We start from the raw sequence: 22,619 nt of genomic DNA, 5'->3' as shown, positions 1-22,619 counted from the left end.
CTTATCCTTTGAAGGCGGTGACTTCGATCTCGATCTTCATCTCCGGCTTGATGAGGCCGGTGACGATGCAGCTCGCGGTGGGACGGATGTCTCCGAACACAGACGCGGTCGCTTCGCCCAGCACGTCCCAATAGGCCGGATCGGTGATGTAATAGGTCACGCGCACCACGTCAGCGAAGGAGAAGCCCGCCTCTTCCAGCGCCCGTCCGATCACCTTCAGCGCATTCCGGCCCTGATCGACGACGCTTTCGGGCATCGCCTTGGTTTCAGGATCGGTGCCGGTGGTGCCGGCGACGAAGCACCAGTCGCCCTGGACGACGGCGCGCGAATAGCCGACCTGCGCCTCGAAAGGCGAGCCGGAGGAAATGAGCTGGCGGGGCATGGGGATTCCCTTTGTGCAGAGCGAAGAGCCATGGGGCGGAAAGGATCGTCGCGGCTCTTGCCCGGTCGGCGGGGTGCTGTCCAGCGCCTTTTGCGCCTCGCGGAACAGGCGCTTGATTGGCCCGTTGGTGGGGCGAAGGAGACATGCGGTGGACGATGCCGACAAGAACCGCTTCCCCGACCCCGACGAGGAGAATAGCGAACAAGCCGAACGCGGTTCGCAGGCGCAGGATGTGGCCGAGGATGCGCGGGTTCGTTCGACCGATCCGGCCGAGGAGAGCGAGCATGGCGGCAGGCCCAATCCAGCGCAGATATTGCCCGACGACACTCCCGATCTGGTGGACAGGATGAAGGAAATGGACCGGTCCGGACGGATCGACACCGATGCCTTTGCCGGAGAGCCCCAGATGGATGATGAGGAGGATAGCCTCGGCCCGACCGAGGATGAGGAGGAAGATTAGGGTGGAAGGCGGTCCGCGTGCTTCCTCATAGTGCACGGTGCTCCTGCGCAGGCAGGAGCCCAGTCCTGCCCTCCGTGTATCATTGCATCGTCTGGACTGGGTTCCTGCCTTCGCAGGAACACGGGGCGCCTAAAGCCAAAAAAAGCCTCAGGCGGCGTCCTGGTCCAACGACAGATTGACCATGGCATGAGCCATATGATCGAGCGCCTGCGCCATCGCCAGGGCGAGTTGCGGGTCAAGGCCAGGTTGCGCCTCGATCGCGCTGGTCATAGCGGCGGACCATTGGCCGGCCAAGGCTGGCGTGATCGGGAAGACGCGGTGCAGCGACATCACGCATTGGCCGCGCTCGAACCAGTCGCGGGGACCACCCGCCCAACCTGAAAGAAAGCGGGTGAGACCATGACGGACGGCGCTCAGGTCCGCCGCGTGGAGGGCGCGCAGGTCGGCAAAGCCCGGCTCCCGTTCGATCAGATCGTAGAAGCGGTTGGCGATGGCGGCGATGGCCGGTTCGCCGCCGATGCGTGCATAAGGGGTGGTCATGGAGCCTCCTGCTGACGAGAGCAGCGTGGCGATTGAAGAGGAGCCGTCATTGATTCGCATCAAATTCGGAGGCTTTCGCGCGAGACGGGGGACGCGGCTTTCGTTATGGCCGCGTCATGAGGCCAGGATCGAGAAAACAAGGATCGAGGACAAAGCGCGGCGAGCAGGTGTGGCTGGCGGAGGCGCGCCGGGCGGGTCAGGGCAGGTTGCGGAAGAGGGCGAAGGGCCCTTCCCTCACGGCGCTGGTGACTGGCGGGGTGCTGATCGGCGCCGGGCTTGGCTGGTTTGGTCCGGAACTGGCGCAGCGCTTTCAGAACGCCCGGCGGGAGGTCGCGGCGCCCGTTGCGGGCGACAACCTCTCGGCGCGCTTCGGCTTTTGCCACAGCGGCGGCGGGACCAATTGCGTGGTCGACGGCGATACCTTCTGGTTCGAGGGCGAGAAGGTGCGGGTGATGGATATAGACGCGCCGGAAACTCATCCGCCGCGCTGTCCGGAAGAGGCGGCGTTGGGCGCGCAGGCGACCCAGCGGTTGCAGGCGCTGATGAATGCCGGTCCCTTTTCGCTGGAAAGCGGGGATCGGGAGACGGATCGCTATGGGCGCTCGCTGCGGGTGGTTACGCGGGGCGGACAGTCGATCGGGGAGATGCTGGTGGTCGAAGGGCTGGCGCGGGAATGGGACGGGGCGCGGCACCCCTGGTGTTGAGCTGGAGCGAAAGGAGGGAGGACAAGCGCCTCCCTCCTTTCATCCCTTAGCGGCAACTCAGGCTGCCCCGGTCGATTTCGCGGCCGAGCAGCGCCCCGGCGCCCGCACCGATGATGACGCCCGCGGTGTTCGAGCGGCCGCGATCGAGCTGACCGCCCAGCAAGCCGCCGAGCGCCGCGCCGACGATCAGGCCGGTGGTGCCGTCCGATCGGCGGCAATAATAGCGGTCGTCATAGCCGCGATAGATGCGGGTGCCGCGGGTCACGCGGATCGGATCGTAACCGCCGCGATAATAGCGGTCGGGGCGATAATAGCGGCCATAGCGCGGGTCGGGGCGATTCCAGTCATAGCTGTAGATGATGCGGCCGGGCCGGTCGTAGCCACGGTCATGCTTGCCACCGTGCCGCCAGTCGTCCCGTCCATGGCCGGGATTGCCATGCTTGCCATGACCAGCCCAGGGCGGCGGATCGGCGGCGGCGGGCGCCGCGCTCAGCACCACGGCGCCGAGCGACAGGGCAGCGAAAGCAGCTTTCAGGGTGAACTTCATGAGATGCTCCCTTGGTTATAATGGAAGCAGAACATCCCAAAGCGCCTAAACGTTGCATGAACGGAACAAAACAACGCGTTCATGCGCCGGACAGGTGCGTAACCGCCTATCGCCCCGCGCCATCCATGATTACTCCGCCGCGATCCCGGCCGCCTTGAACATGTCCGGGTCGCCCGCTTCGTCCGCATTGGCGGCAGGGTTGCTCTTGAGCTTGGTGCGGCGGTCGAAGGCATCCCAGACGTCGTTCCACTGGCCGCGGGTCGCCGCCTTCGAATATTCCGTGGCGCGGGTTTCGAAGAAGTTGGCGTGCTCCACGCCGTTCAGCAGCGGGGTCAGCCAGGGGAGCGGGTGCTCGTCGATCATGTAGATAGGCTTCAGGCCCAACTGCCCCAGACGCCAATCGGCAATGTAGCGGACATATTTCTTGATGTCCTTGGGCGTCATGCCCGGCACCGGCCCCATTTCGAAGACGAGGTCGATGAACGCGTCCTCGATGCGCACCGTCTTCTGGCACATGTCCATGATGTCGTCCTTGACGGACGGCGTCAGGCAGTCGCGTTCCTTCACGAAGGCGTGGAACAGGCGGATGATGCCTTCGCAGTGCAGCGTCTCGTCGCGGACCGACCAGCTCACGATCTGGCCCATGCCCTTCATCTTGTTGAAGCGCGGGAAGTTCATCAGCATGGCGAAGGAGGCGAAAAGCTGGAGCCCTTCGGTGAAGCCGCCGAACATGGCGAGCGTCTTGGCGATATCCTCGTCCGTGTCGACGCCGAATTGCGCCAGATAGTCGTGTTTGTCCTTCATCTCCTTATATTGCATGAAGGCGCTATATTCGGTTTCGGGCATACCGATGGTGTCGAGCAGGTGGCTGTAGGCCGCGATATGCACCGTTTCCATGTTGCTGAACGCGGTCAGCATCATCTTGATTTCGGTCGGCTTGAACACGCGGCCATATTTGTCGTGGTAGCAGTCCTGCACTTCCACGTCGGCCTGGGTGAAGAAGCGGAAAATCTGGGTCAGCAGATTGCGTTCGTGATCGCTGAGCTTCTGCGCCCAGTCGCGGCAATCCTCGCCCAGCGGCACTTCCTCCGGCAGCCAGTGGAGTTGCTGCTGGCGCTTCCAGAACTCATAGGCCCAGGGATATTCGAAGGGCTTGTAGACCTTGCTGGCTTGAAGAAGGGGCATGGTGGTTACTCCGCGAAACTTATACCAGACCCTCTCCCCTTGTGGGAGAGGGAGGGGCCCATCGCGCCAGCGATGGGAGGGTGAAGGGTGAAGGTCGCTATTCTTGCCAGCACGCCTTCGATATTCTGCATCAACTCATGGTTCCAGAAGCGGATCACGCGATAGCCTTCCCCTTCAAGGAAGGCCGTGCGGGACGCATCTACCGCTTCATCATGCTGGCCGCCGTCCAGTTCGATGATCAGGCGGGCTGCATGAGAGGCGAAGTCTGCATAATAGGGGCCGATGGGGACTTGGCGACGGAACTTCGCGCTTGGCAGCTTTTCGCGGAGGAGGCTCCAGAGGCGCTGCTCGGCTTCGGTTGCATTGCGGCGGAGTTCACGTGCGCGGGTGATCATCGGGTTTGGGGCCTTACCCCTCACCTTCCCACGCGGCTTTGCCGCGCGGGCCCCTTCCTCTCCCACAAGGGGAGAGGAGATTATTGGGTTACTGGCAGGCGAGGCACTCGTCATAGTCGGTGGTCTCGCCAATTTCGAATTTGGGGGCGTCGATCGTGTTGTCCGCCTCGACCCCGCCTGCGAAGCCGGCGCGCTGGACCGATTTCGAGCGCAGATAATAGAGCGACTTGATGCCCAATTCCCATGCGCGGTAGTGGAGCATGAGCAGATCCCATTTCTCCACGTCGGCCGGGATGAACAGGTTCAGCGACTGCGCCTGGTCGATATAGGGCGTGCGGTCGGCGGCCAGTTCGAGCAGCCAGCGCTGGTCGATCTCGAAGCTGGTCTTGAACGTGTCCTTCTCTTCCTGGCTGAGGAAATCGAGATGCTGGACGCTGCCGCCCTTTTCGAGGATCGAGTTCCAGACCGCCGTGCTGTCCTTGGCCTTTTCGACCAGCAGCTTTTCCAGATAGGGATTCTTGATCGCGAAGCTGCCCGACAGCGTCTTGTGCGTATAGATGTTCGCGGGGATCGGCTCGATACAGGCAGATGTGCCGCCGCAGATGATGCTGATCGACGCGGTAGGCGCGATCGCCATCTTGCAGCTGAAACGCTCCATCACCCCCATGTCGGCGGCATCCGGGCACGGGCCGCGCTCGACGGCGAGCTGCATCGAGGCTTCGGCGGCCTTTTCGCTGATATGCTTGAAGATGCGCAGGTTCCAGCTCTTGGCCATCGCGCCTTCAAACGGAAGTCCCCGGGCCTGGAGGAAGGAGTGGAACCCCATCACCCCCAGGCCCACTGACCGTTCACGGCTCGCACTATATTTCGCCCGCGCCATTTCTTCCGGCGCGCGGTCGATATAGTCCTGCAGCACATTGTCGAGGAAGCGCATGACATCCTCGACAAACTGCTTGTCGTCCTTCCATTCATCCCAGGTTTCGAGATTGAGCGAAGAAAGGCAGCAGACTGCCGTGCGGTCATTGCCGATATGGTCGCGACCCGTCGGCAAAGTGATTTCGGAACAAAGGTTGGACGTCGACACCTTGAGGCCGAGATCGCGGTGATGCTTGGGCATCATGCGGTTCACGGTGTCGTTGAAGACGATATAGGGTTCGCCGGTGGCGAGGCGGACCTCGACCAGCTTCTGGAACAGGGCGCGGGCGTTGACGCTGCCGCGCACCGACTGATCCTTGGGGCTGCGCAGATTAAATTCGGTGCCGTCGCGCACCGCTTCCATGAACTCGTCGGTCAGCAGCACGCCATGGTGGAGGTTCAACGCCTTGCGGTTGAAGTCGCCGGACGTCTTGCGGATTTCGAGAAACTCCTCGATCTCCGGATGGGAGACGTCGAGATAGCAGGCGGCCGAACCGCGACGCAGGCTGCCCTGACTGATCGCGAGGGTGAGGCTGTCCATCACGCGGACGAAGGGGATGATGCCGCTGGTCTTGCCATTGAGGCCGACCGGCTCGCCAATGCCGCGCACATTGCCCCAATAGGTGCCGATGCCGCCGCCGCGCGAGGCGAGCCAGACATTCTCGTTCCAGGTGTTGACGATGCCTTCCAGGCTGTCGTCGACGCTGTTCAGATAGCAACTGATGGGCAAGCCCCGGCCGGTGCCGCCGTTCGACAATACGGGCGTGGCGGGCATGAACCAGAGGCGCGAGATATAGTCGTAGACGCGCTGGGCATGGTCGGCGTCGTCGGCATAGGCGGCGGCGACGCGGGCGAACAAATCCTGATAGCTTTCGCCGGGCAGCAGATAGCGGTCCTGCAGGGTGTCTTTGCCGAAATCGGTCAGCAGCGCGTCGCGGCTATTGTCGGTCACGACATGGAAGCGGCGCTCCAGCACGCTGGACGAGGAGGTGGGCGCAGGATCAGCCTTAGGGGCTGAAGACTGACCCGAAGGAGTCTGGCCAGAAAAAGTCTGGGCCTTCTTCTTTTCCGCCACGGTTTCGACCACTTCGTCAATCACGGTTGCCACGTCGTTTGCACTCACCTGTTCGCTATCTCGAAAATCCATGACCAGCCCCCGAATGTTCCCGTTCCGTTCGATTCGGTCAAGCCGCTGCCAGCCAGGCCGAAAGAACTTAGCATTTTCGACCCGGTCAGGCACGGAGATGGGGCCAGCAGGCGCGATCTCAAGGGCAAAAAACCCTCCCTTCCGGAAGCGGGTCCGGTTGGCGCGATCACAATCTGTTGGGTAACCCCCGTTAACCCGATACAAGGGATAGTGCCACAGCTTCATTTCCTTTCAAGGGGGTAAATGACAGTTCGGGGACTCGGTTCGTCGCCGCTCCGACTCATTTCATCGACCGTTCGGCACGTCGCAACGCAGCGACGCATGGACTTTCCTTGGCTTGTCAAAAGGCAAGAGGGACAATTTGGCTTGTAAAATAAATTTGGCTTGCCACGGAAATGCGCGAAAAGCCGTGCCACGACCCATGGCGTTTCATGACCGGCGCATGACAAGATATGGTGTGCGGAGCCGTTAAAGGCCTATCCATATTCCCCTTCCGGGCCAGGAGAGACGCCGACATGATTCTCTATTACCACCCCCTCTCCTCCTATTGCTGGAAGGCGCTGATCGCCCTGTATGAAAACGGCACGGCGTTCGAGCCGCGCATGCTGGACGATCCGGCGGTGGCGGAGGCCTGGCTCGCGCTGTGGCCGCTGGGGAAATTCCCGGTGCTGCGCGACGAGGCGCGGGACCGGACGATCGCGGAGGCCAGCATCATCGTCGAATATCTGGGGCAGCATTGTCCGGGGCCGTTCCGCCCGATTCCCGACGATGCCGACGCCGCGCTGGAGGTGCGGCTGATGGACCGGCTGTTCGACAATTATGTGATGACGCCGATGCAGGCGATCGTCGGGGACCGGATTCGGCCCGAGGGGGTGGCTAACGACGCCTATGCGGTGGGAGAGGCGCGGCGGATGCTGGGCAGGGCCTATGCCCTGCTGGAGCAGCGGATGGCGGGACGGCGCTGGGCGGCGGGGGACGACTTCACCCTGGCCGATTGCGCGGCGGCGCCCGCGCTCTTCTATGCCGACAAGATCGAGCCGATGCGGGGCGGCTTTCCGGCATTGGGCGCCTATCTGGAGCGGCTGGAGGCGCGGGAGAGCTTTGCGCGGGTGCTGCGGGAGAAGGCGCCCTGGTGGCATATGTTCCCGTTTGCGGATAGGGTGGCGAGGAAGGCATGAGTCGGAATCTCCGCAGGCCTTGGCGCACCCGGCTGACCGGATATACGGGCTGGCCTATATAAATGTCGTCATGCTGAGTGTGAAGGTGAGGACTCTCAACCCTTCCACGCTTTGAGGGCGCGTTCATAGCGTTTTGCCGCGGTATCGCGGGCATGTTGCAGGCGATCCTTTTCCATCTGGTGCCGTTGCTCAAGCGCTTGCCGATCGCGCCTTAAGGCGGCTTCGCGGCGGCCCAGTTGCTGGCGTTCCATTTCCTGCCGCCGGTCGAGCACCGCCAGCGCCTCTTCCGCCTCCTCCAGCGGGGTGCGGTCGGGGCGGGGCTTTGGCTTGGCCTCCTTGCGCGCTGCCGCCTTTCGGCCGCTCGCGGGCTTTTCGTGCGGCAGGGCGGCGAGATGCTCCGCCATGGAACCGCGCGGGCGCTTGATGACCTGGCCCGGATGGGCGAGCGGATCGGCGGTGAGGGCCGGATCGGTCACCACCTCCGCCACGCCGCGGGCGAAGAGATTGGCGTCGGCGCCCCATGCCTCCAGCGCCGCCTTCTGGCTGGGCGCGGCGACATAGGCATCGTGAAAGCCGATGGCGGTGCGATAGGTCTTGAGCGCGCGGGGCATGGCGGGACAACGCTTGGGCCGGGCTCCCGGCTCCCTGCCGCCACTGGACTCGCACGCGATTCCCTACTAGCCGCTCCCCTGCATGGACCCGCCGTGCAGGGCGGGCCGCTAGTTAGGGACCCAGGGTAGATGACCGTCATCAAGACCGCCGATCTGATCGAGAGCGTAGCCGACGCGCTCCAGTTCATCAGTTACTATCATCCGATGGATTATATCCGCGCGCTGGGTAAAGCCTATGACGCCGAAGCCAATCCGGCGGCGAAGGACGCCATCGCCCAGATCCTGACCAACAGCCGCATGTGCGCCGAAGGCCATCGCCCGATCTGCCAGGACACCGGCATCGTCAACGTCTTCATCAAATGGGGCATGGACTGCCGCCTGGACGATAACAGCCGCTCGATGCAGGACGTGGTCGATGACGGCGTGCGCAAGGCCTATCTCAACCCGGAAAACCGCCTGCGCGCCTCGATCCTGAAGGACCCGGCTTTCAGCCGCGTCAACACCAAGGACAACACGCCCTGCGTGCTGAATGTCGAGCTGGTGCCGGGCAACAAGGTGACCGTGGACGTCGCGGCCAAGGGCGGCGGCTCGGAAAACAAGACCAAGTTCAAGATGATGAACCCCAGCGACTCCATCGTCGACTGGGTGCTGGAAATGATCCCGCAAATGGGCGCGGGCTGGTGCCCGCCGGGCATGCTGGGTATCGGCATCGGCGGCACGGCGGAAAAGGCCGTGGCGCTGGCCAAGGAATCGTTGATGGAGCCCATCGACATGGGCGAGCTCAAGGCACGCGGGCCGCAGAACGAGATTGAGAAGCTGCGGATCGAGATTTTCGACAAGGTCAATGCGCTGGGCATCGGCGCGCAGGGTTTGGGCGGGCTTTCGACCATCCTGGACGTCAAGATATACGACTATCCCTGCCATGCGGCGGGCAAGCCGGTGGCGATGATCCCCAACTGCGCGGCGACCCGTCACGCGCATTTCACGTTGGACGGCTCGGGACCGGCCTATCTGGAGGCGCCGAAGATCAGTGAATGGCCGCAGGTCGACTGGAAGCCGAGCAAGGAAGCGATCCGTGTCGACCTCGACAATCTGACGCCCGAAGTGGTGCAGAGCTGGAAGCATGGCGACCGCCTGCTGCTCAATGGCAAGATGCTGACCGGGCGCGATGCGGCGCACAAGCGCATCCAGGACATGCTGGCCAAGGGCGAGGAGCTGCCGGTCGATTTCAAGGGCCGGGTGATCTATTATGTCGGCCCGGTCGATCCAGTGCGCGACGAGGTTGTCGGCCCCGCCGGTCCGACGACCGCGACGCGGATGGACAAGTTCATGGACATGATGCTGGAGCAGGGCCTCGCCGCCTGCGTCGGCAAGGCCGAGCGTGGACCGGCGGCGACGGACAGTATCGCCCAGCATAAGAGCGCTTACCTGATGGCGGTCGGCGGCGCGGCCTATCTGGTGGCGCGGGCGATCAAGGAAGCCAAGGTCGTGGGCTTCGAGGATCTGGGCATGGAAGCGATCTACGAATTCACGGTGCAGGACATGCCCGTGACCGTCGCCGTCGACAGCGAAGGCCAGAATGTCCACCGCCTCGCCCCGCTGGTGTGGCAGGAGAAGATCCGGAAGGAAGGTCTTCTCGAAAAGGCATGAGTTCGCCAAATCCTCCCCATCGAAAGATGGGGAGGGGGACCGTTTGCGAAGCAAATGGTGGAGGGGAATTGGCGCGATGCCTCCCAAGAGGAAAACGGTTGCGCAAGCCCGCGGATTACGGCGCGCGCTGTCACCGCCGGAGATCGCGCTGTGGCAATGGCTGAGAGAGCGGCCTGAGGGGCTGAAGTTCCGGCGGCAGCATCCTGTCGGGCCTTATGTGCTGGATTTCTATTGCGCCTCGGCACGGCTGGCGATCGAGGTCGATGGGGGCTTTCATGATAATGCTGAGCAGAGCGCGCATGATCAAATGCGCGATGCCTGGCTGCGCTCTCAAGGGGTTCAGGTCTTGAGGATCAAGGCTGTCGACGTGCTCCGTAATTTCGACGACGTGACGCGGCATATCCTGCACCACTGCCGCGCATTTCCCCTCCACCAGCCTGCGGCTGGTCCCCCTCCCCATGCTGTGCATGGGGAGGATTAGGATAGTGTTTCCCATCTGGTTGCCAGCAACATTGCTGGCTGGCGCGGTACAGGCCTGGCGGACGGCGGTGCAGCGGCGGGTCAGCAAGCAACTGTCGGTCAATGCCGCCGGGCTGGTTCGCTATCTCTATGGACTGCCCTTCGCGCTGGTCCTGCTGGGCGGCTACCGGCTGATCTTTCCCGGTCCCCTGCCCTCGCCTGATCCGCGGTTCCTGTTGTTCTGCCTGGGCGGCGGGCTGGCGCAGATCATCGCGACCAACCTGCTGATCATGGCCTTCGCCCATCGCAATTTCGTCGTCGGCACGGCCTATTCCAAGACCGAAGCGGTGCAGGGCGCCATCCTGTCCTTCCTGCTGATGGGGGAGCGGCTGCATCCGCTGGCCTGGGCGGGAATAGGCTGTGGCGTTATGGGGGTCATGCTGCTGTCGACCGGCGGCAAGCGGGCGGGCTTCGTCCGCGCCCTGGGGCAGCCGGCGGCGCTTTGCGGGATCGCGTCGGGCTTTTTCTTCGCGCTGGCCGCGATCGGCGTGCGCCGGGCGACGCAGCAGGTAGGCAGCAGCGATCCGATCCTCGCCGCGCTGGTCGTGCTGGTGGTGACGGTCGCGCTGCAGACGGCGATGCAGGGCGGCTATCTGCTGCTGCGCGAGCCGGAACAGATGCGCAAAGTGTTGCATAGCTGGCGGGTTTCGGGACAGGTCGGGCTGCTGTCCGCGCTCGGTTCGGCCTGCTGGTTCACCGGCTTTGCGACGGCGCCGGTCGCGCTGGTGCGGATCGTCGGGCAAGTCGAGGTCGCCTTCACCCTGGGCTTTGGCCATTTCTACCTGGGCGAACGGATGGCGCGCAGCGAAGTCATGGGGCTGATGCTGGTGGCAGGCGGCGTCGTGCTGGCGCTGATGGGGTCGCTGTAGCGGTTCGCCGCATCGCTAACGCTTCTTTTACTATCGTCCGATAGCTCTTTCGCCGTGAGACATCAGGCAAGAACCGAGACTGTCGCGCAAGCGGTGATGAAGGTGGCCAAGCTGTCCGGCGACCTTGGCATCCGCACGCTCGACCTGCAGGCGGACATCAGCGAGCTCGCGGATCGCGTCACCCATCAGGCCAGCACGATCGAGGCGATCAGCGGCGCGGCGGCGCAGCTTTCGAGCGACGGCGAAAGCGTCGCGCTGGCGGGACAGGATGCGCGGGAAAAGGCGGTCGCGGCGCGGGGCATCATTCAGGATTCCGGGCGGCAATTGTCCGACGCCAACGGCAATTTCGTCCATCTGATCGAGCGGGTCAGCAGCGTGCATGAGCGGCTGGACGGCTTTCGCGAGGCGCTGAAGACCGTGGCCCATGTGACCAGCGTGATCAGCGGCATCGCCAGCCAGACCAATTTGCTGGCGCTCAACGCCACCATAGAGGCGGCGCGCGCGGGCGATGCCGGGCGCGGCTTTGCCGTGGTCGCCGCCGAGGTCAAGAAGCTGGCGCAGGAAACCGCCGCCGCCACCCAGACCATCGACCAGTCGATCGGCGCGCTGACCGGCGAGGCGGGCAAGATGCTGGAGGGCATCGTCCATGGCGCGGAGACGGCGCGCACGGCGCTGAACGACACCAAGAATATCGAGCTGCTGGTCGAACGGCTGGGCGCGTTGATGGAGGATCTGTCCAGCAACAGCGAGACCGTGGCGGAACGCATCGCCTCCATCGTCGGATCGGCGGGCGAGATACGCGGCGGGCTGGCGGCGCTGGCGAGCACCTCCACCGACAATGCGGGGGGCTTGCAAAGGCTGTCGGGCCGCATTTCCACCGCCAGCGACGATACCAACCAACTGCTGCAACTGGTGGCGGAAAGCGGCGTCGAGATTCCCGATTCGCCCTATATCGATTTCTGCCTGGATGCCGCGCAGGCGGTGAGCGCCGCGCTGGATCAGGCCATCGTCGATGGCCGCCTGACCGAAGGCGAGTTGTTCAGCGCAATCTATACGCCGATCCCCGACACGCAGCCGGTGCAATATAGCCATCCGGTACAACCGGCGCTGATCCCCGCGGCGCGGGTGCAGCAGGAACGGGCGCGGGGCTTTGGCGGGCTGTTCGGCATGACCTTTACCGACCGCAACAGCTTCGGCGCGGTCGCCATGCCGGAACGCTCGCATCCGCAGCGGCCGGGCGACGATAACTGGAATTTCGAATATTCGCGCCAGGGACTGATCTTCGATTATCCCGACACACGCGAGCAGTGCAGGATCACCCAACCCTTCTGCATCAAGGCCTATCGGCGGCTGAACGCCGCGGGCGAGGTCATCCTGCTGAAGCAGGTGATCGCCTCCATCCATGTGCGAGGGCGGCATTGGGGAATCTTGCAGATGGCCTATCAGGATCAAGGATAGGGGTTTGAGCCCGGGGTCCCGCTACCTTGGGATAGGCGCCGGTTTACAAGAAAAGCGGGACCCCGGGTCAAGCCCGGCGTGACGAAATGGGGAATGGCAGGGAATCCACCCATCCACCCCGCACTCTTGCCCGCGCCCCGATCCGCGCTATGTCCCTCCCCGTCATCATAGCGGGAGACGGCATGGGCCGCATCGTCGGGAAAATCGTAAAGGGCCTGGGCATCGCGCTGCTATTCCTGGCGGTCGCCCTGTGCCTGGCGGTGACCATCGTGCCGCCCTTTCTCGACCGCATCTATTATGAGGGACCGGTCAGCCGCCATTATGACGGCGCGCATTTCTTCAATCCCGATGGGGAAATCCGCTTTCCCGCGCCGCCGGGCAGCAACCGTCAGGGCTTCATCGCACGCTGGCTGATGGGGCGGGACGACCGCCCCTCATGGCCCGACATGGTGGCGGTCAAGCCCTCGCGCCCGCCCGTCTTCGCCGCACCCAAGGGGATGGTGGCGACCTGGGTGGGGCATGCGACCGTGCTGGTGCAGGCGGCGGGCCTCAATATCCTGACCGATCCGATCTGGTCGGACTATGCCAGCCCTTTCCCCCCGCTGGGGCCAAAGCGGGTGGCGCAGCCGGGAATAAGCTTCGACGATCTGCCGAAGATCGACCTCATCCTCGTCAGCCACAATCATTATGACCATATGGACATCCCCACGCTGAAAAGGCTGTGGGAACGGGACCGGCCCAAGATCATCACGAGCCTGGGCAACGACGCGATCCTGAAGGCCAACGGCATCCCGTCGATGGCGCTCGACTGGGGGCAGTCGGTGAGCGGCGCGGCGCTGAACGGCCTGGGCAGCGACACGGTGATCCAGTGCGAGAATTACGAGCATTGCCCGGATTATCGCGTCCATGTGCTGCGCAACCATCATTGGAGCAGCCGCTGGAACACGGACCGCAGCCGGGCTTTGTGGTCGAGCTTCTTCATTGAGACGCGGGCGGGGAACATCTTCTTCGCGGGCGATAGCGGTGCGGGCGACATGGCCTGGCCGGAGGAAGCGGCGCGGCTGGGACCGATCAGGCTGGCGATGATCCCGATCGGGGCGTTCCGCTTCTATCCGGGGCAGATGCAGTCGGATTCGCATATCGGACCGGAACAGGCGGTGCGGGTGTTCGAAAAGCTCAAGGCCTCGACCGCGATTCCCATCCATTGGGGGACGTTCCGCCTGTCCTATGAGAAACGGGATACCCCGCCGAAGATGCTGGAACTCTATCTGCGTTGCGCCGGGATCGAACGGAAACGCTTCGCGCCGCTCAGGATCGGGCAGTCGATCCTGGTGCCGGGCTATGCGCCGGTGCCGCGTGGGGCGAAAAGCTGCGACCGGCGGGCGATCGCGGCGCTGGAATGATGAAGACGCCGGTCGGTTTCTGGCCAATTCCCGCCGCTCAGCCTCTCCTTCGCGAATGATTATCGCTCAGCTTTTGAGGAAGGCGTATCGGGGCAACCTTCAATAGGTGCGGCTGGTGACGTTCGCCGTGCCGTCCGCCTGAATTTCGATCAGATGCGCCGTGCCGTTGTTGCATTCGGCTTTCCAGCCCATGACGCCATGGCGCACTTCGGTGCGTTCCGATTTCGCGACGGTCGGGCACGCCGCGCCCGATGCGCGCACCGCCCGTTCCAGCACGCCGTTGCGCTGGGCTTCGTCCAGCTTGGCCACTTCCGCCGCCGCGCCGGTTTCGGGGGTTGTCCGCTTGTCGACGGCGGCGATCGGATCGCTCTTTTCTCCGCAGGCCATAAGGGTCAACACCCCCGCCAGCACCATCCATTTGCGCATGCTTATCCTTTCGCCTGGGTGGCAAAGCCGTCCGTCGCCCGGATGAGCGCGTCCAATATGCCGGGTTCGTTGAACGCATGGCCCGCGCCTTCGATCATCTCGAAGCGGGCCTGCGGCCAGGCGCGGTGCAGCGCCCATGCGGTCTCCGCCGGGCAGGCCATGTCGTAGCGGCCCTGCACGATCACGCCGGGAATGGCCGCCAGCTTGCCCGCGTCGCGGATGAGCTGGCCTTCCTCCAGCCAGCCACCATGGACGAAATAATGATTTTCGATCCGGGCGAAGGCGAGCGCGAAATCATCCGCCTCATGCGTGGCGGAGAGGGCTTCGTCGGGGAGCAGGCGGATGGTCTCGCCTTCCCAGACGCTCCAGGCCTTGGCGGCGGCGACCTGCCGGGCGCGGTCACCGCCGGTCAGGATGCGGCGATAGGCGTGGAGCAGGTCGCCGCGTTCCGCCTCCGGAATCGGCGCGACGAAGCGTTCCCATTTGTCGGGATAGATGCGGCTGGCGCCTTGCTGATAATACCAGTCGATCTCCTGCTGGCGGATGGTGAAGATGCCGCGCAGCACCAGCTCCGTCACGCGATCGGGGTGGGTTTGGGCATAGGAGAGCGCCAGGGTGGAGCCCCAGCTTCCGCCGAAGACCAGCCATTGGTCGACGCCCATCATCGCCCGCAGGCGCTCTATGTCCGCGACGAGATGCCAGGTGGTGTTGGCGTCCAGCTCCGCATGAGGCGTCGAGCGACCGCAGCCGCGCTGGTCGAAGAGGAGGACGTCGTAAAGCTGCGGATCGAACAGGCGGCGATGGTCGGGCGAAATGCCGCCGCCAGGGCCGCCATGCAGGAAGATAGCGGATTTGGCGCCGGGCGTTCCGGCGCGTTCCCAGTAAATATGGTGGCCGTCCCCGACATCGAGATGGCCGGACGCGAAGGGTTCGACAGGCGGGTAGAGCGTGCGCATAGGCCAAGGTGTAGAAACTCTGGCGGGCAATGCAATCGACAGACGCGCGATCCGCTTCGGCAAGCGGCGCTTGATCGCCCATGATTGACGATGCATCTTCCCGCGCATCCTAGATAGGAGGGTTTCCGATGCGTTCCGCCCTTGCCCTTTTCTGCGCCAACCTGGCTCTTTCCGTCCCCCTTGCGGCGCAAGCGAAGGCGCCCGATTATGCCGCCGCCATTGCCGACGCCAGGCGCCCGGCCGAAGCGAAGGCGCTGGACGAAAGCCGCAAGCCTGCCGAAACCCTGGCCTTTCTGGGCCTGAAGCGCGGCATGAAGGCGGCGGACATCGTCACCGGATCGGGCTATTGGGCGGAGATCATGGCCAATGTCGTGGGGCCGAAGGGCAAGGTGACGGGCTTCGAACCCAGCCAGTTCACCAGCAAGCCCGAAAGCCAGCAGAAATGGCAGGCGCTTCAGGCGCGGCGGCCGGAGGTGCGATGGGTCAGCTATCCGTTCGAGGGCTTCTCCGCGCCTGCGAACAGTTTCGACTTCGCCCTGATCAACCTCAATTATCACGACCTCTACTGGCAGTCGGAGAAGATGGGCATAGCCTTCACCGATCCGGCGGCCTTTGTGAAGGCGCTCTATGCCGCGACCAAGCCGGGCGGGATCGTCGGGGTGATCGACCATGCGGGGCCGGCGGGCGACACGCGGGCCATCGTCGACAAGCTGCACCGGATCGATCCGGCAGTGGTCAAGGCGGACTTCGCCAAGGCGGGGTTCGTGCTGGCCGGGGAAAGCCCGCTCTTCGCCAATCCGCAGGACGACCACAGCAAAAATGTGTTCGACCCCGCCATTCGCGGCAAGACCGACCGCTTCCTGTTCCGCTTCCGCAAGCCGAAATGATGCGCGGGTTTTGAGCGCAAGCGGCGGGATGACAGGGGAACGCGGCGGCGTCACTCTGGCGGGCATGGACCTCTCCGATCTCGATCGCCATGGCGCGGCGCGCCTGCCTGCCCTGCTTTCCGCCAACCAATGCGCGGAGATGATCGCGCTGTGGGAGCAGCCGCGCCTCTTCCGCAAGGAAGTGGTGATGGCGCGGCACGGCTATGGCAGCGGGCGCTACCGCTATTTCGACTATCCTCTGCCCGCGCCTGTCGCCGCCCTGCGGGAAGCGCTCTATCCGGCGCTGGCGGAGGTCGCCAATCGCTGGGCGGCGATGTTGGGGAATGGCGCCATCTATCCCGCCCGCCATGCCGATTTCCTGAAGGCCGGCGCGCTGGGCGGGCAGGACAAGGCGACGCCGCTGTTGCTGCGCTATGAGGCGGGGGACTGGAACGCGCTGCATCAGGACGTCTACGGCCCGCATCTCTTTCCGCTTCAGGCAGCGATCCTGCTGTCAGCGCCGGAGCGGGACTTTACCGGCGGCGCCTTCGTCCTGACCGAACAGCGGCCCCGTATGCAGTCGCGGCCCGAGGTGGTTCCGCTGGCCCAAGGCGACGCAGTGGTCTTCCCTGTGCGGGACCGGCCCGTGACCGGCACGCGGGGCGTGCATCGGGTGCAGATGCGCCATGGCGTCAGCCGGCTGCTTTCGGGGGTTCGCTACACGCTGGGGATCATCTTTCACGATGCGGCGTGATTTTGCGGGATTACATTTTGCGACAAATCTTTATCGGCCTTGCCAGAATTTTGCGACAACTCCCCCCTAGAGGGGGAGGCTCCAGGGTCTGATTTAGGGGTTAAAAGTGCGCCGTTCCTTCGCATGTCTTCTGTTTCCGTTGATGATGAGTGCCGCGCCGGGCGCGCTGATGGCGCAGACCGAACCGCCCAGGGGCCCGGCCGGGCAGATGGACGATGCGGACGAGATCGTCGTCACCGGCCAGCCCGAACGCGGCGCGGTGGCCGGCAACATCAAGCCGGAGCAGCAGCTTTCCCCCGCCGACGTGCGCGCGCTGGGCGTCACCTCCATAGCCGAGATGATCACGGAGCTGTCGCCGCAGACCAACGGCAGCCCCGTGATCCTGCTGAACGGCAAGCGGATTTCGAGTTTCTCGGAGATTCAAGACATCCCCTCCGAAGCGGTGGCGCGGGTCGACATACTGCCGGAGCAGGTCGCGCTCAGCTATGGCTATGCGCCGACGCAGAAGGTGGTGAACATCGTGCTGCGCCAGCGTTTCCGCGCCGAGACGGTGGATCTGCGCGCAGGCACGACGACGGAGGGCGGGCGCGACAACGGCTCTGCGGAAGGCGGGCTGCTGCGCATCCGGGGCGACAATCGCTTCACCCTTAACATGCAGTACAAGACCGCCGCGTCGCTGCTGGAGAGCGAGCGCGGGGTGGCGCCGACCGTGCAGGGTGAGCGGGCCAACCAGCTATCGGGCCTCGATGCCTTCCTGGTGGGCGAGAACGCCATGACCGGCGGCGAGCTGGCGCATCATCGCACGCTCAGCCCGGCGACGGAGAGCTTCGCCGCCAATGCGACATTGGCCCGCGCCTTGGGCAAGGTGTCGATGACGATCAACGGGCGGCTGGAACTGTCGGACAATGACAGTTTGCAGGGATTCCAGGCGGCGGCGTTCGACCTGCCGGCCAGCAACCCCTTCTCGCCCTTCGCCACTCCGACGAGCTTCTATCGCTATCTGCGGCAGGCGGGCGAGCTGGGGCAGCAGATCAAGGGCACGACCGGCCATGTCGGCGTGACGCTGAACGGGCTGCTGGGTGGGGGGTGGCAATGGTCCTTCACCGGCAATGGCGATTATTCCAACACCCGCACCACCACCGATCGCGGCGTGAATGCCGACGCGATCCAGAGTGCGATCAATGGCGGCGGCGATCCCTTCGGCGGTTTTCCGGCCGACCTCCTGTCCACTCGCGCCATCGACCAGGCGAAGGCCGAATCCAGGGCAGTGCAGGGCGACCTGCTGCTGTCCGGCCCGCTGTTCGACCTGCCCGCAGGCGCAGTGACGACATCGGTGCGGCTGGGCGGGTCGGCCAATGGCTTCGATAGCTGGTCGATCCGGTCGGGCGTAGAGCGCGATTCGAGCTACAGCCGCGAAATCGGCAGCGGGCAGATCAGCCTGGACCTGCCGATCACCAGCCGGTCGAAGGGCGTGCTGGGCGCGGTGGGCGACATCGGCGTCAACATGAACGCGGCGGCCCAGCATTATTCCGACTTCGGCACGCTTTCGACCCTGGGTTACGGCATGCGCTGGCGGCCGGTGCCCGCCGTGCAGTTGCTGATGTCGGCCAATCAGGATCGCGCCGCGCCGACCGGCTCGCAGATCACCGATCCGCCGATTGCGACGCCCAACGTGTCGGTGTTCGACTATGAGACCGGGCAGACCGTGTTCGTCACGCAACTGAGCGGCGGCAACGCGGCCCTCAAGGAAAGCGTGCGCGACCAGTTCCGCCTCAGCGCCAATATCAAGCCGTTCGAAAAGCCCAATCTGACGCTGACCGCGACCTATACCAACAGCCGGACGACCAATCCGATCTCCGCCTTCCCGACGCCGACCCCTGCGATCGAGGCGGCCTTCCGGCAGCGCTTCCTGCGCGACGAGGACGGCAATCTGGTGCAGATCGACGCCCGGCCGATCAACTATCTGCGCTCGCAGAGCGAACAGTTGCGCTGGGGCTTCGACCTGAGCATCCCCCTGAAATCGCATATCCAGAAGGTGGTGGAGGCTTGGCGGGCCGCTGGCGCCAAGCCCGAGGAGCGGCCCAAGGAATTGCAGGACCTGCGCGGCCTGTTCGGCAATCGCGGGCCAGGCGGGGGCCAGGGTGGGCAGCCGCCCCAAGGGCAGGATGGCGGCGACCGGCCACGTGGCGAGGGTGGTCGGGACGGCGGCGGGGGCTTTGGCGGTGGAGGCCAGCGCGGCGGCGGCTTCGGCGGGCCGGGCGGTTTCGGCGGTGGCGGACGCGGCGGTGGCGGCGGACGGCTGAGCTTCAGCCTCTATCACACCTGGCATTTCACCGAGAGCATCCTGATCGCGCCGGGCGTGCCGGAGCTGGACCTGCTGAACGGCGACGCCACGGGGTCGTCGGGCGGCCAGCCGCGGCATGAACTCAATGGGCGGATCGGCTATACCAACAACGGCCTGGGCGCCCGGCTCAGCGTCGATTGGGAAAGCGGCACCCATGTCGATGGAGCCTTGAGCGGAACGACGGGCGGGGCCTCGCGGCTGGACTTCGGCAGTCTGGCGACGGTGGATTTGCGGCTGTTCGCTAATCTGGGGCAGATGCCTTCGCTGGTGAAGCGGCATCCTTTCCTGCGGGGGACGCGGGTGTCGATCGGCATCGACAATCTCTTCAACCAGCGGCGCAGCGTGACGGATGCCAACGGGATGACCCCGGTACGCTACCAGCCGGGCTATCTCGACCCCATCGGGCGGGCGGTGACGATCAGCTTCCGCAAGCTGTTCTTCTGAACGGGTTGCGAGCAATTTTGGCCAATTGCTGACGTTCTTCTCCCCTCCCTTAGACGGGAGGGGCCGGGGGTGGGCCGCCGCGCCAGCGGCGTTCTTCCCTAGCCGATAGCGCAGAAGCTCGCTTGCGCTCGCACCCACCCCCTAGCCCCCTCCCGCCTGCGGGAGGGGGAACCACCTTCCCCCTAGGACGCCATCGACCGGGGCGCCGCGCGCAAGCTGGAGAGGTTGATCGACTGGGTGAATTCCACCCCCAGCCGGTCCTCCTTCGACCAGCGGGCGATGGCGTTGACGGTCTGGTTGTCGCCCAGCTCGATCGCGAACAGCGTGCCTTCGGGCACGTCCCACAATCCCTCCAACTGCGCGCCGGTGGCGGAGATGTTGCGGATGCGGCCGGTATAGACATGGCCGTCATGATGCACGGCGACGGTGCGCAACATGGTCTTGCGCTCCGGACGGCTCGACTGGAAGCCCTGCAACGTGGCGATGCCGCCATGGCGATGCTGCTGGACCAGCACGTCGGCCGCGGGCAGCGGACGGCCATAGACATAGCCCTGGATATGGCTGCACCCCAGATTGCGGATCAGGGCGAGTTCGTCCTGCGTCTCCGCGCCTTCCGCCGTCGTGTCCATGCCCAGCGCTTCGGCCAGGCTGACGATCGCCTTGATGATCGCGCTGTTGGGGCTGCCCTTGATCGCGGCGCCGCGCACGAAGCTCTGGTCGATCTTGATCTTGTCGAACGGCGCCTTCTTCAGATAGCCGAGCGAGCTATAGCCGGTGCCGAAATCGTCCAGCGCCAGCCGCACGCCGATGCCCTTGAGGCGGCTGAACATCGAATCCGTGCCGTCATCGTCGTTCAGGAACACGCTTTCGGTGATCTCCAGCTCCAGCCGCTGGGGCGCCAGACCGGACGCGGCGAGCGCGTTCATGACGACCGAGGGCAGGCCCGGATTGGCGAACTGGATCGGTGAGACGTTGACCGCCACCCGCACCCCCTCCGCCCATTGCGCCGCATCGCGGCAGGCGGTGCGCAACACCCATTCCCCGATCGGGCCGATCATGCCGCTTTCCTCCGCGATCGGCACGAACAGGGTGGGCGAGATCGCGCCGCGTACCGGATGCTGCCAGCGCAGCAGCGCTTCATAACCGGTGATCTGCTCCGTCTTGGAGGACACCACGGGCTGGTAGACGAGGTGCAGGCCGTTTTCGACCAGCGCCTTGCGCAAATCCTCCTCCAACTGGCGGCGATCCTCCGCATCGGCATGCATTTCCGGCGAATAGAAGCGGTAGACGCCGCGCCCGTCGCCCTTGGCGGCGTAGAGCGCCAGATCGGCGTTGCGGATCAGTTCCTCCGCGGTCACGCCGTCCTGCGGGCAGAAGGAAATGCCGATCGACACGCCGATGACGACGGCTGAACTGCCGATCATATAGGGTTGGGACACGTCGGTGATGATCGCCCGCGCCAGATGGTCGAGCGTGATCTTGTCGGGCCGGCCGGGCAGCAGGATCTTGAATTCGTCGCCGCCCTGACGACCGACCAACCCCTTGTCCCCGACGACGCGCTGGATGCGCTCGCTGACCTGGCGCAGCAGCGCGTCGCCCGCCGGATGGCCGAGCGTGTCGTTGACGATCTTGAACCGGTCGAGGTCCAGCATCATCAGCGTGCAGTCGCGGGGTTGGCCCTTCTTGCCCGCGACCGCCTGCTCCAGCGAGCGCATCATCTGCACCCGGTTGGCAAGGCCGGTCAGCGAATCATATTGGGCGAGCCGCGTCACCTCCGCCTGGCTGCGGCGCATTTCGGTCAGGTCGGTGCCGCTGCCCCGGAAACCCTGAAACTGGCCGAATTCGTTGAACACGGGCTGGCCGGAAATCGACCACCAGCGCTCGTCCTTCACCATCGCGGCGCGAATCGGAATTTCGGCAAAGCCGGTGCGCGCCGACAGATGGAAGCCCAATGTCCGCTCGCCATCGCCGTCCTGCCGGTCGCCGGGACGGATGATGTCCGTGATCGGGCGGCCGATCAGCGCCTCATTGCCAAGGTCCAGGGTGCGGACCAGCGTGTCGGAAATATAAGCGAGACAGCCATGACGGTCGGTTTCCCAGAACCAGCCGCGGCCCGATTGCTCATATTCGTGCAGCAGCCGGTCGGAACGCTGGGCGCGCAGATCGCGCTGATAGAAGGCGATGGCGCGGTTCATGTCGGCATTCGCCTGGCGCAGGGCGGCGACCAGCATCACGGCGATGCAACTGATCAGCAGGCCGACCTGGGCGAAGTCCGCCCGATGCAGTATCGAGGCGATCAGCAGGCCGCAAAAATAGCTGACCCCCAGCAAGCGGCGGTCACCGAAGATCGAGACCGCCATCAGCGCAACCGCCATTTCCGCCGCCAGATTGCGCGACAGCGCGCCCGCGATCAGCGACGGTCCCAGCATCAGGCTGAAACTAAGGCCCGAGAGCAGCACCATGGGCAGCATCAGCCATTTCTGATGATGCGGCCGCAGCCGCTGGAAACGCGCGCCGCGGGGCGCGACGATGGCGACGCCGTCCACCAGCAGCATGGCCGACAGGGCGAGGCCATGGCCGATATTGTTCGCTTCGTAGAAGGGGACATGCAGCAGGGCAGTGATGCACAGCTTGCCCAGCAGGACCAGCGGCCAGAGCCGAGCGATATGGACGAAGGTGCCGGAAATCCAGGAGGCGTCGACCGACGCCCCGCTCTCGGCCAGGCCAAGAGCCGCGACGAGGTCGGTTCGCCGCGATTGCAGTTCCGCCAGATTCGCCCGCAAGGAAGTCATATTTCCTGCGTAACGGGAAGAGATTGAAAGAAACTTACCTGCCCGGCTGGGTCAACGGTGGGTGGTGAGCGGAC

Annotated in this window: 21 protein-coding genes; 11 read left to right on the top strand and 10 right to left on the bottom strand. The window is 64.7% G+C overall.

Translation table 11 applies throughout. From position 1 onward, the window contains the following. Position 1 precedes the first annotated feature (1 nt). Positions 2–382 carry a RidA family protein gene (locus tag HUK72_RS15150; protein ID WP_176597462.1) on the bottom strand — a complete coding sequence of 127 codons (381 nt, stop codon included), beginning with the start codon at positions 380–382 and terminating at the stop codon, positions 2–4. A 148-nt stretch (positions 383–530) separates the two neighbouring features. On the opposite strand from HUK72_RS15150, the gene HUK72_RS15145 reads away from it, so the two are divergent. Beyond that, entirely contained in the window at positions 531–842 is a 312-nt protein-coding gene (locus HUK72_RS15145) for a hypothetical protein (RefSeq protein ID WP_176597461.1), read from the top strand. 147 nt (positions 843–989) lie between these two features. Here the strand turns inward: HUK72_RS15145 and HUK72_RS15140 are convergent, their stop codons facing one another. Next, positions 990–1,382, bottom strand: coding sequence for a globin (locus tag HUK72_RS15140; RefSeq protein ID WP_176597460.1), 393 nt, complete (start codon positions 1,380–1,382; stop codon positions 990–992). Positions 1,383–1,498: 116 nt separating this feature from the next. Between HUK72_RS15140 and HUK72_RS15135 the strand changes: the two genes are divergently transcribed. Further along, complete coding sequence (locus tag HUK72_RS15135) at positions 1,499–2,086, top strand: thermonuclease family protein (RefSeq protein WP_176597459.1); 588 nt, start codon at positions 1,499–1,501, stop codon at positions 2,084–2,086. 46 nt (positions 2,087–2,132) lie between these two features. Here HUK72_RS15135 and HUK72_RS15130 read toward each other — a convergent pair whose 3' ends face one another. The 4 genes from HUK72_RS15130 to HUK72_RS15115 form a co-directional block, all read right to left on the bottom strand. Beyond that, positions 2,133–2,633 (bottom strand): glycine zipper 2TM domain-containing protein, encoded by a 501-nt coding sequence (locus HUK72_RS15130; protein ID WP_176597458.1) that lies wholly within the window; start codon positions 2,631–2,633, stop codon positions 2,133–2,135. 129 nt (positions 2,634–2,762) lie between these two features. Beyond that, on the bottom strand, positions 2,763–3,818 hold the full coding sequence (locus HUK72_RS15125) for a ribonucleotide-diphosphate reductase subunit beta (RefSeq protein ID WP_176597457.1): 1,056 nt from the start codon (positions 3,816–3,818) through the stop codon (positions 2,763–2,765). Positions 3,819–3,823: 5 nt separating this feature from the next. Beyond that, positions 3,824–4,213 (bottom strand): endonuclease domain-containing protein, encoded by a 390-nt coding sequence (locus HUK72_RS15120; RefSeq protein ID WP_255325739.1) that lies wholly within the window; start codon positions 4,211–4,213, stop codon positions 3,824–3,826. Between the two features lie 88 nt (positions 4,214–4,301). Next, complete coding sequence (locus HUK72_RS15115; protein ID WP_176597455.1) at positions 4,302–6,275, bottom strand: ribonucleoside-diphosphate reductase subunit alpha; 1,974 nt, start codon at positions 6,273–6,275, stop codon at positions 4,302–4,304. 515 nt (positions 6,276–6,790) lie between these two features. On the opposite strand from HUK72_RS15115, the gene HUK72_RS15110 reads away from it, so the two are divergent. After that, on the top strand, positions 6,791–7,453 hold the full coding sequence (locus HUK72_RS15110) for a glutathione S-transferase family protein (RefSeq protein ID WP_176597454.1): 663 nt from the start codon (positions 6,791–6,793) through the stop codon (positions 7,451–7,453). A gap of 95 nt (positions 7,454–7,548) precedes the next feature. Here HUK72_RS15110 and HUK72_RS15105 read toward each other — a convergent pair whose 3' ends face one another. Continuing rightward, a complete protein-coding gene (locus HUK72_RS15105) occupies positions 7,549–8,064 on the bottom strand; it encodes a hypothetical protein (protein ID WP_176597453.1) in 516 nt (171 codons plus the stop codon). A 129-nt stretch (positions 8,065–8,193) separates the two neighbouring features. On the opposite strand from HUK72_RS15105, the gene HUK72_RS15100 reads away from it, so the two are divergent. The 5 genes from HUK72_RS15100 (at position 8,194) to HUK72_RS15080 (ending at position 13,963) form a co-directional block, all read left to right on the top strand. After that, the gene (locus HUK72_RS15100) at positions 8,194–9,714 is read left to right on the top strand and encodes a fumarate hydratase (RefSeq protein ID WP_176597452.1); all 1,521 of its coding nucleotides are present in this window, start codon (positions 8,194–8,196) and stop codon (positions 9,712–9,714) included. A 76-nt stretch (positions 9,715–9,790) separates the two neighbouring features. Then, positions 9,791–10,195, top strand: coding sequence for an endonuclease domain-containing protein (locus tag HUK72_RS15095; RefSeq protein ID WP_176597451.1), 405 nt, complete (start codon positions 9,791–9,793; stop codon positions 10,193–10,195). Then, positions 10,182–11,102, top strand: a complete 921-nt coding sequence (locus HUK72_RS15090; protein WP_176597450.1) for a DMT family transporter — start codon at positions 10,182–10,184, stop codon at positions 11,100–11,102. Before HUK72_RS15095 ends, HUK72_RS15090 begins: the two co-directional genes overlap by 14 nt. 96 nt (positions 11,103–11,198) lie before the next feature. Further along, positions 11,199–12,560: a methyl-accepting chemotaxis protein gene (locus HUK72_RS15085; protein ID WP_176597449.1), complete on the top strand. Its 1,362-nt coding sequence runs from the start codon at positions 11,199–11,201 to the stop codon at positions 12,558–12,560. 182 nt (positions 12,561–12,742) lie between these two features. After that, complete coding sequence (locus HUK72_RS15080; protein WP_176597448.1) at positions 12,743–13,963, top strand: MBL fold metallo-hydrolase; 1,221 nt, start codon at positions 12,743–12,745, stop codon at positions 13,961–13,963. 99 nt (positions 13,964–14,062) lie between these two features. On the opposite strand, the gene HUK72_RS15075 is transcribed toward HUK72_RS15080, so the two are convergent. Together HUK72_RS15075 and pip are read right to left on the bottom strand one after the other, a co-directional pair. Beyond that, on the bottom strand, positions 14,063–14,389 hold the full coding sequence (locus tag HUK72_RS15075; RefSeq protein ID WP_176597447.1) for a hypothetical protein: 327 nt from the start codon (positions 14,387–14,389) through the stop codon (positions 14,063–14,065). A 2-nt stretch (positions 14,390–14,391) separates the two neighbouring features. After that, positions 14,392–15,345 carry a prolyl aminopeptidase gene (gene pip / locus HUK72_RS15070; RefSeq protein ID WP_176597877.1) on the bottom strand — a complete coding sequence of 318 codons (954 nt, stop codon included), beginning with the start codon at positions 15,343–15,345 and terminating at the stop codon, positions 14,392–14,394. Between the two features lie 128 nt (positions 15,346–15,473). On the opposite strand from pip, the gene HUK72_RS15065 reads away from it, so the two are divergent. The 3 genes from HUK72_RS15065 (at position 15,474) to HUK72_RS15055 (ending at position 19,753) form a co-directional block, all read left to right on the top strand. Beyond that, positions 15,474–16,232 (top strand): class I SAM-dependent methyltransferase, encoded by a 759-nt coding sequence (locus HUK72_RS15065; RefSeq protein ID WP_176597446.1) that lies wholly within the window; start codon positions 15,474–15,476, stop codon positions 16,230–16,232. Between the two features lie 28 nt (positions 16,233–16,260). Continuing rightward, complete coding sequence (locus HUK72_RS15060; RefSeq protein WP_176597445.1) at positions 16,261–16,965, top strand: 2OG-Fe(II) oxygenase; 705 nt, start codon at positions 16,261–16,263, stop codon at positions 16,963–16,965. A gap of 145 nt (positions 16,966–17,110) precedes the next feature. Continuing rightward, a complete protein-coding gene (locus HUK72_RS15055) occupies positions 17,111–19,753 on the top strand; it encodes a TonB-dependent receptor (protein WP_218036126.1) in 2,643 nt (880 codons plus the stop codon). A gap of 182 nt (positions 19,754–19,935) precedes the next feature. Here HUK72_RS15055 and HUK72_RS15050 read toward each other — a convergent pair whose 3' ends face one another. Further along, positions 19,936–22,545 (bottom strand): EAL domain-containing protein, encoded by a 2,610-nt coding sequence (locus tag HUK72_RS15050; RefSeq protein ID WP_176597443.1) that lies wholly within the window; start codon positions 22,543–22,545, stop codon positions 19,936–19,938. Positions 22,546–22,619: the final 74 nt, after the last annotated feature.

Origin of the sequence: Sphingobium sp. 15-1 (genome assembly GCF_013375535.1) — a bacterium.
GTDB lineage: Bacteria > Pseudomonadota > Alphaproteobacteria > Sphingomonadales > Sphingomonadaceae > Sphingobium > Sphingobium aromaticivastans.
This window is presented reverse-complemented; position numbering and strand designations above follow the sequence as displayed.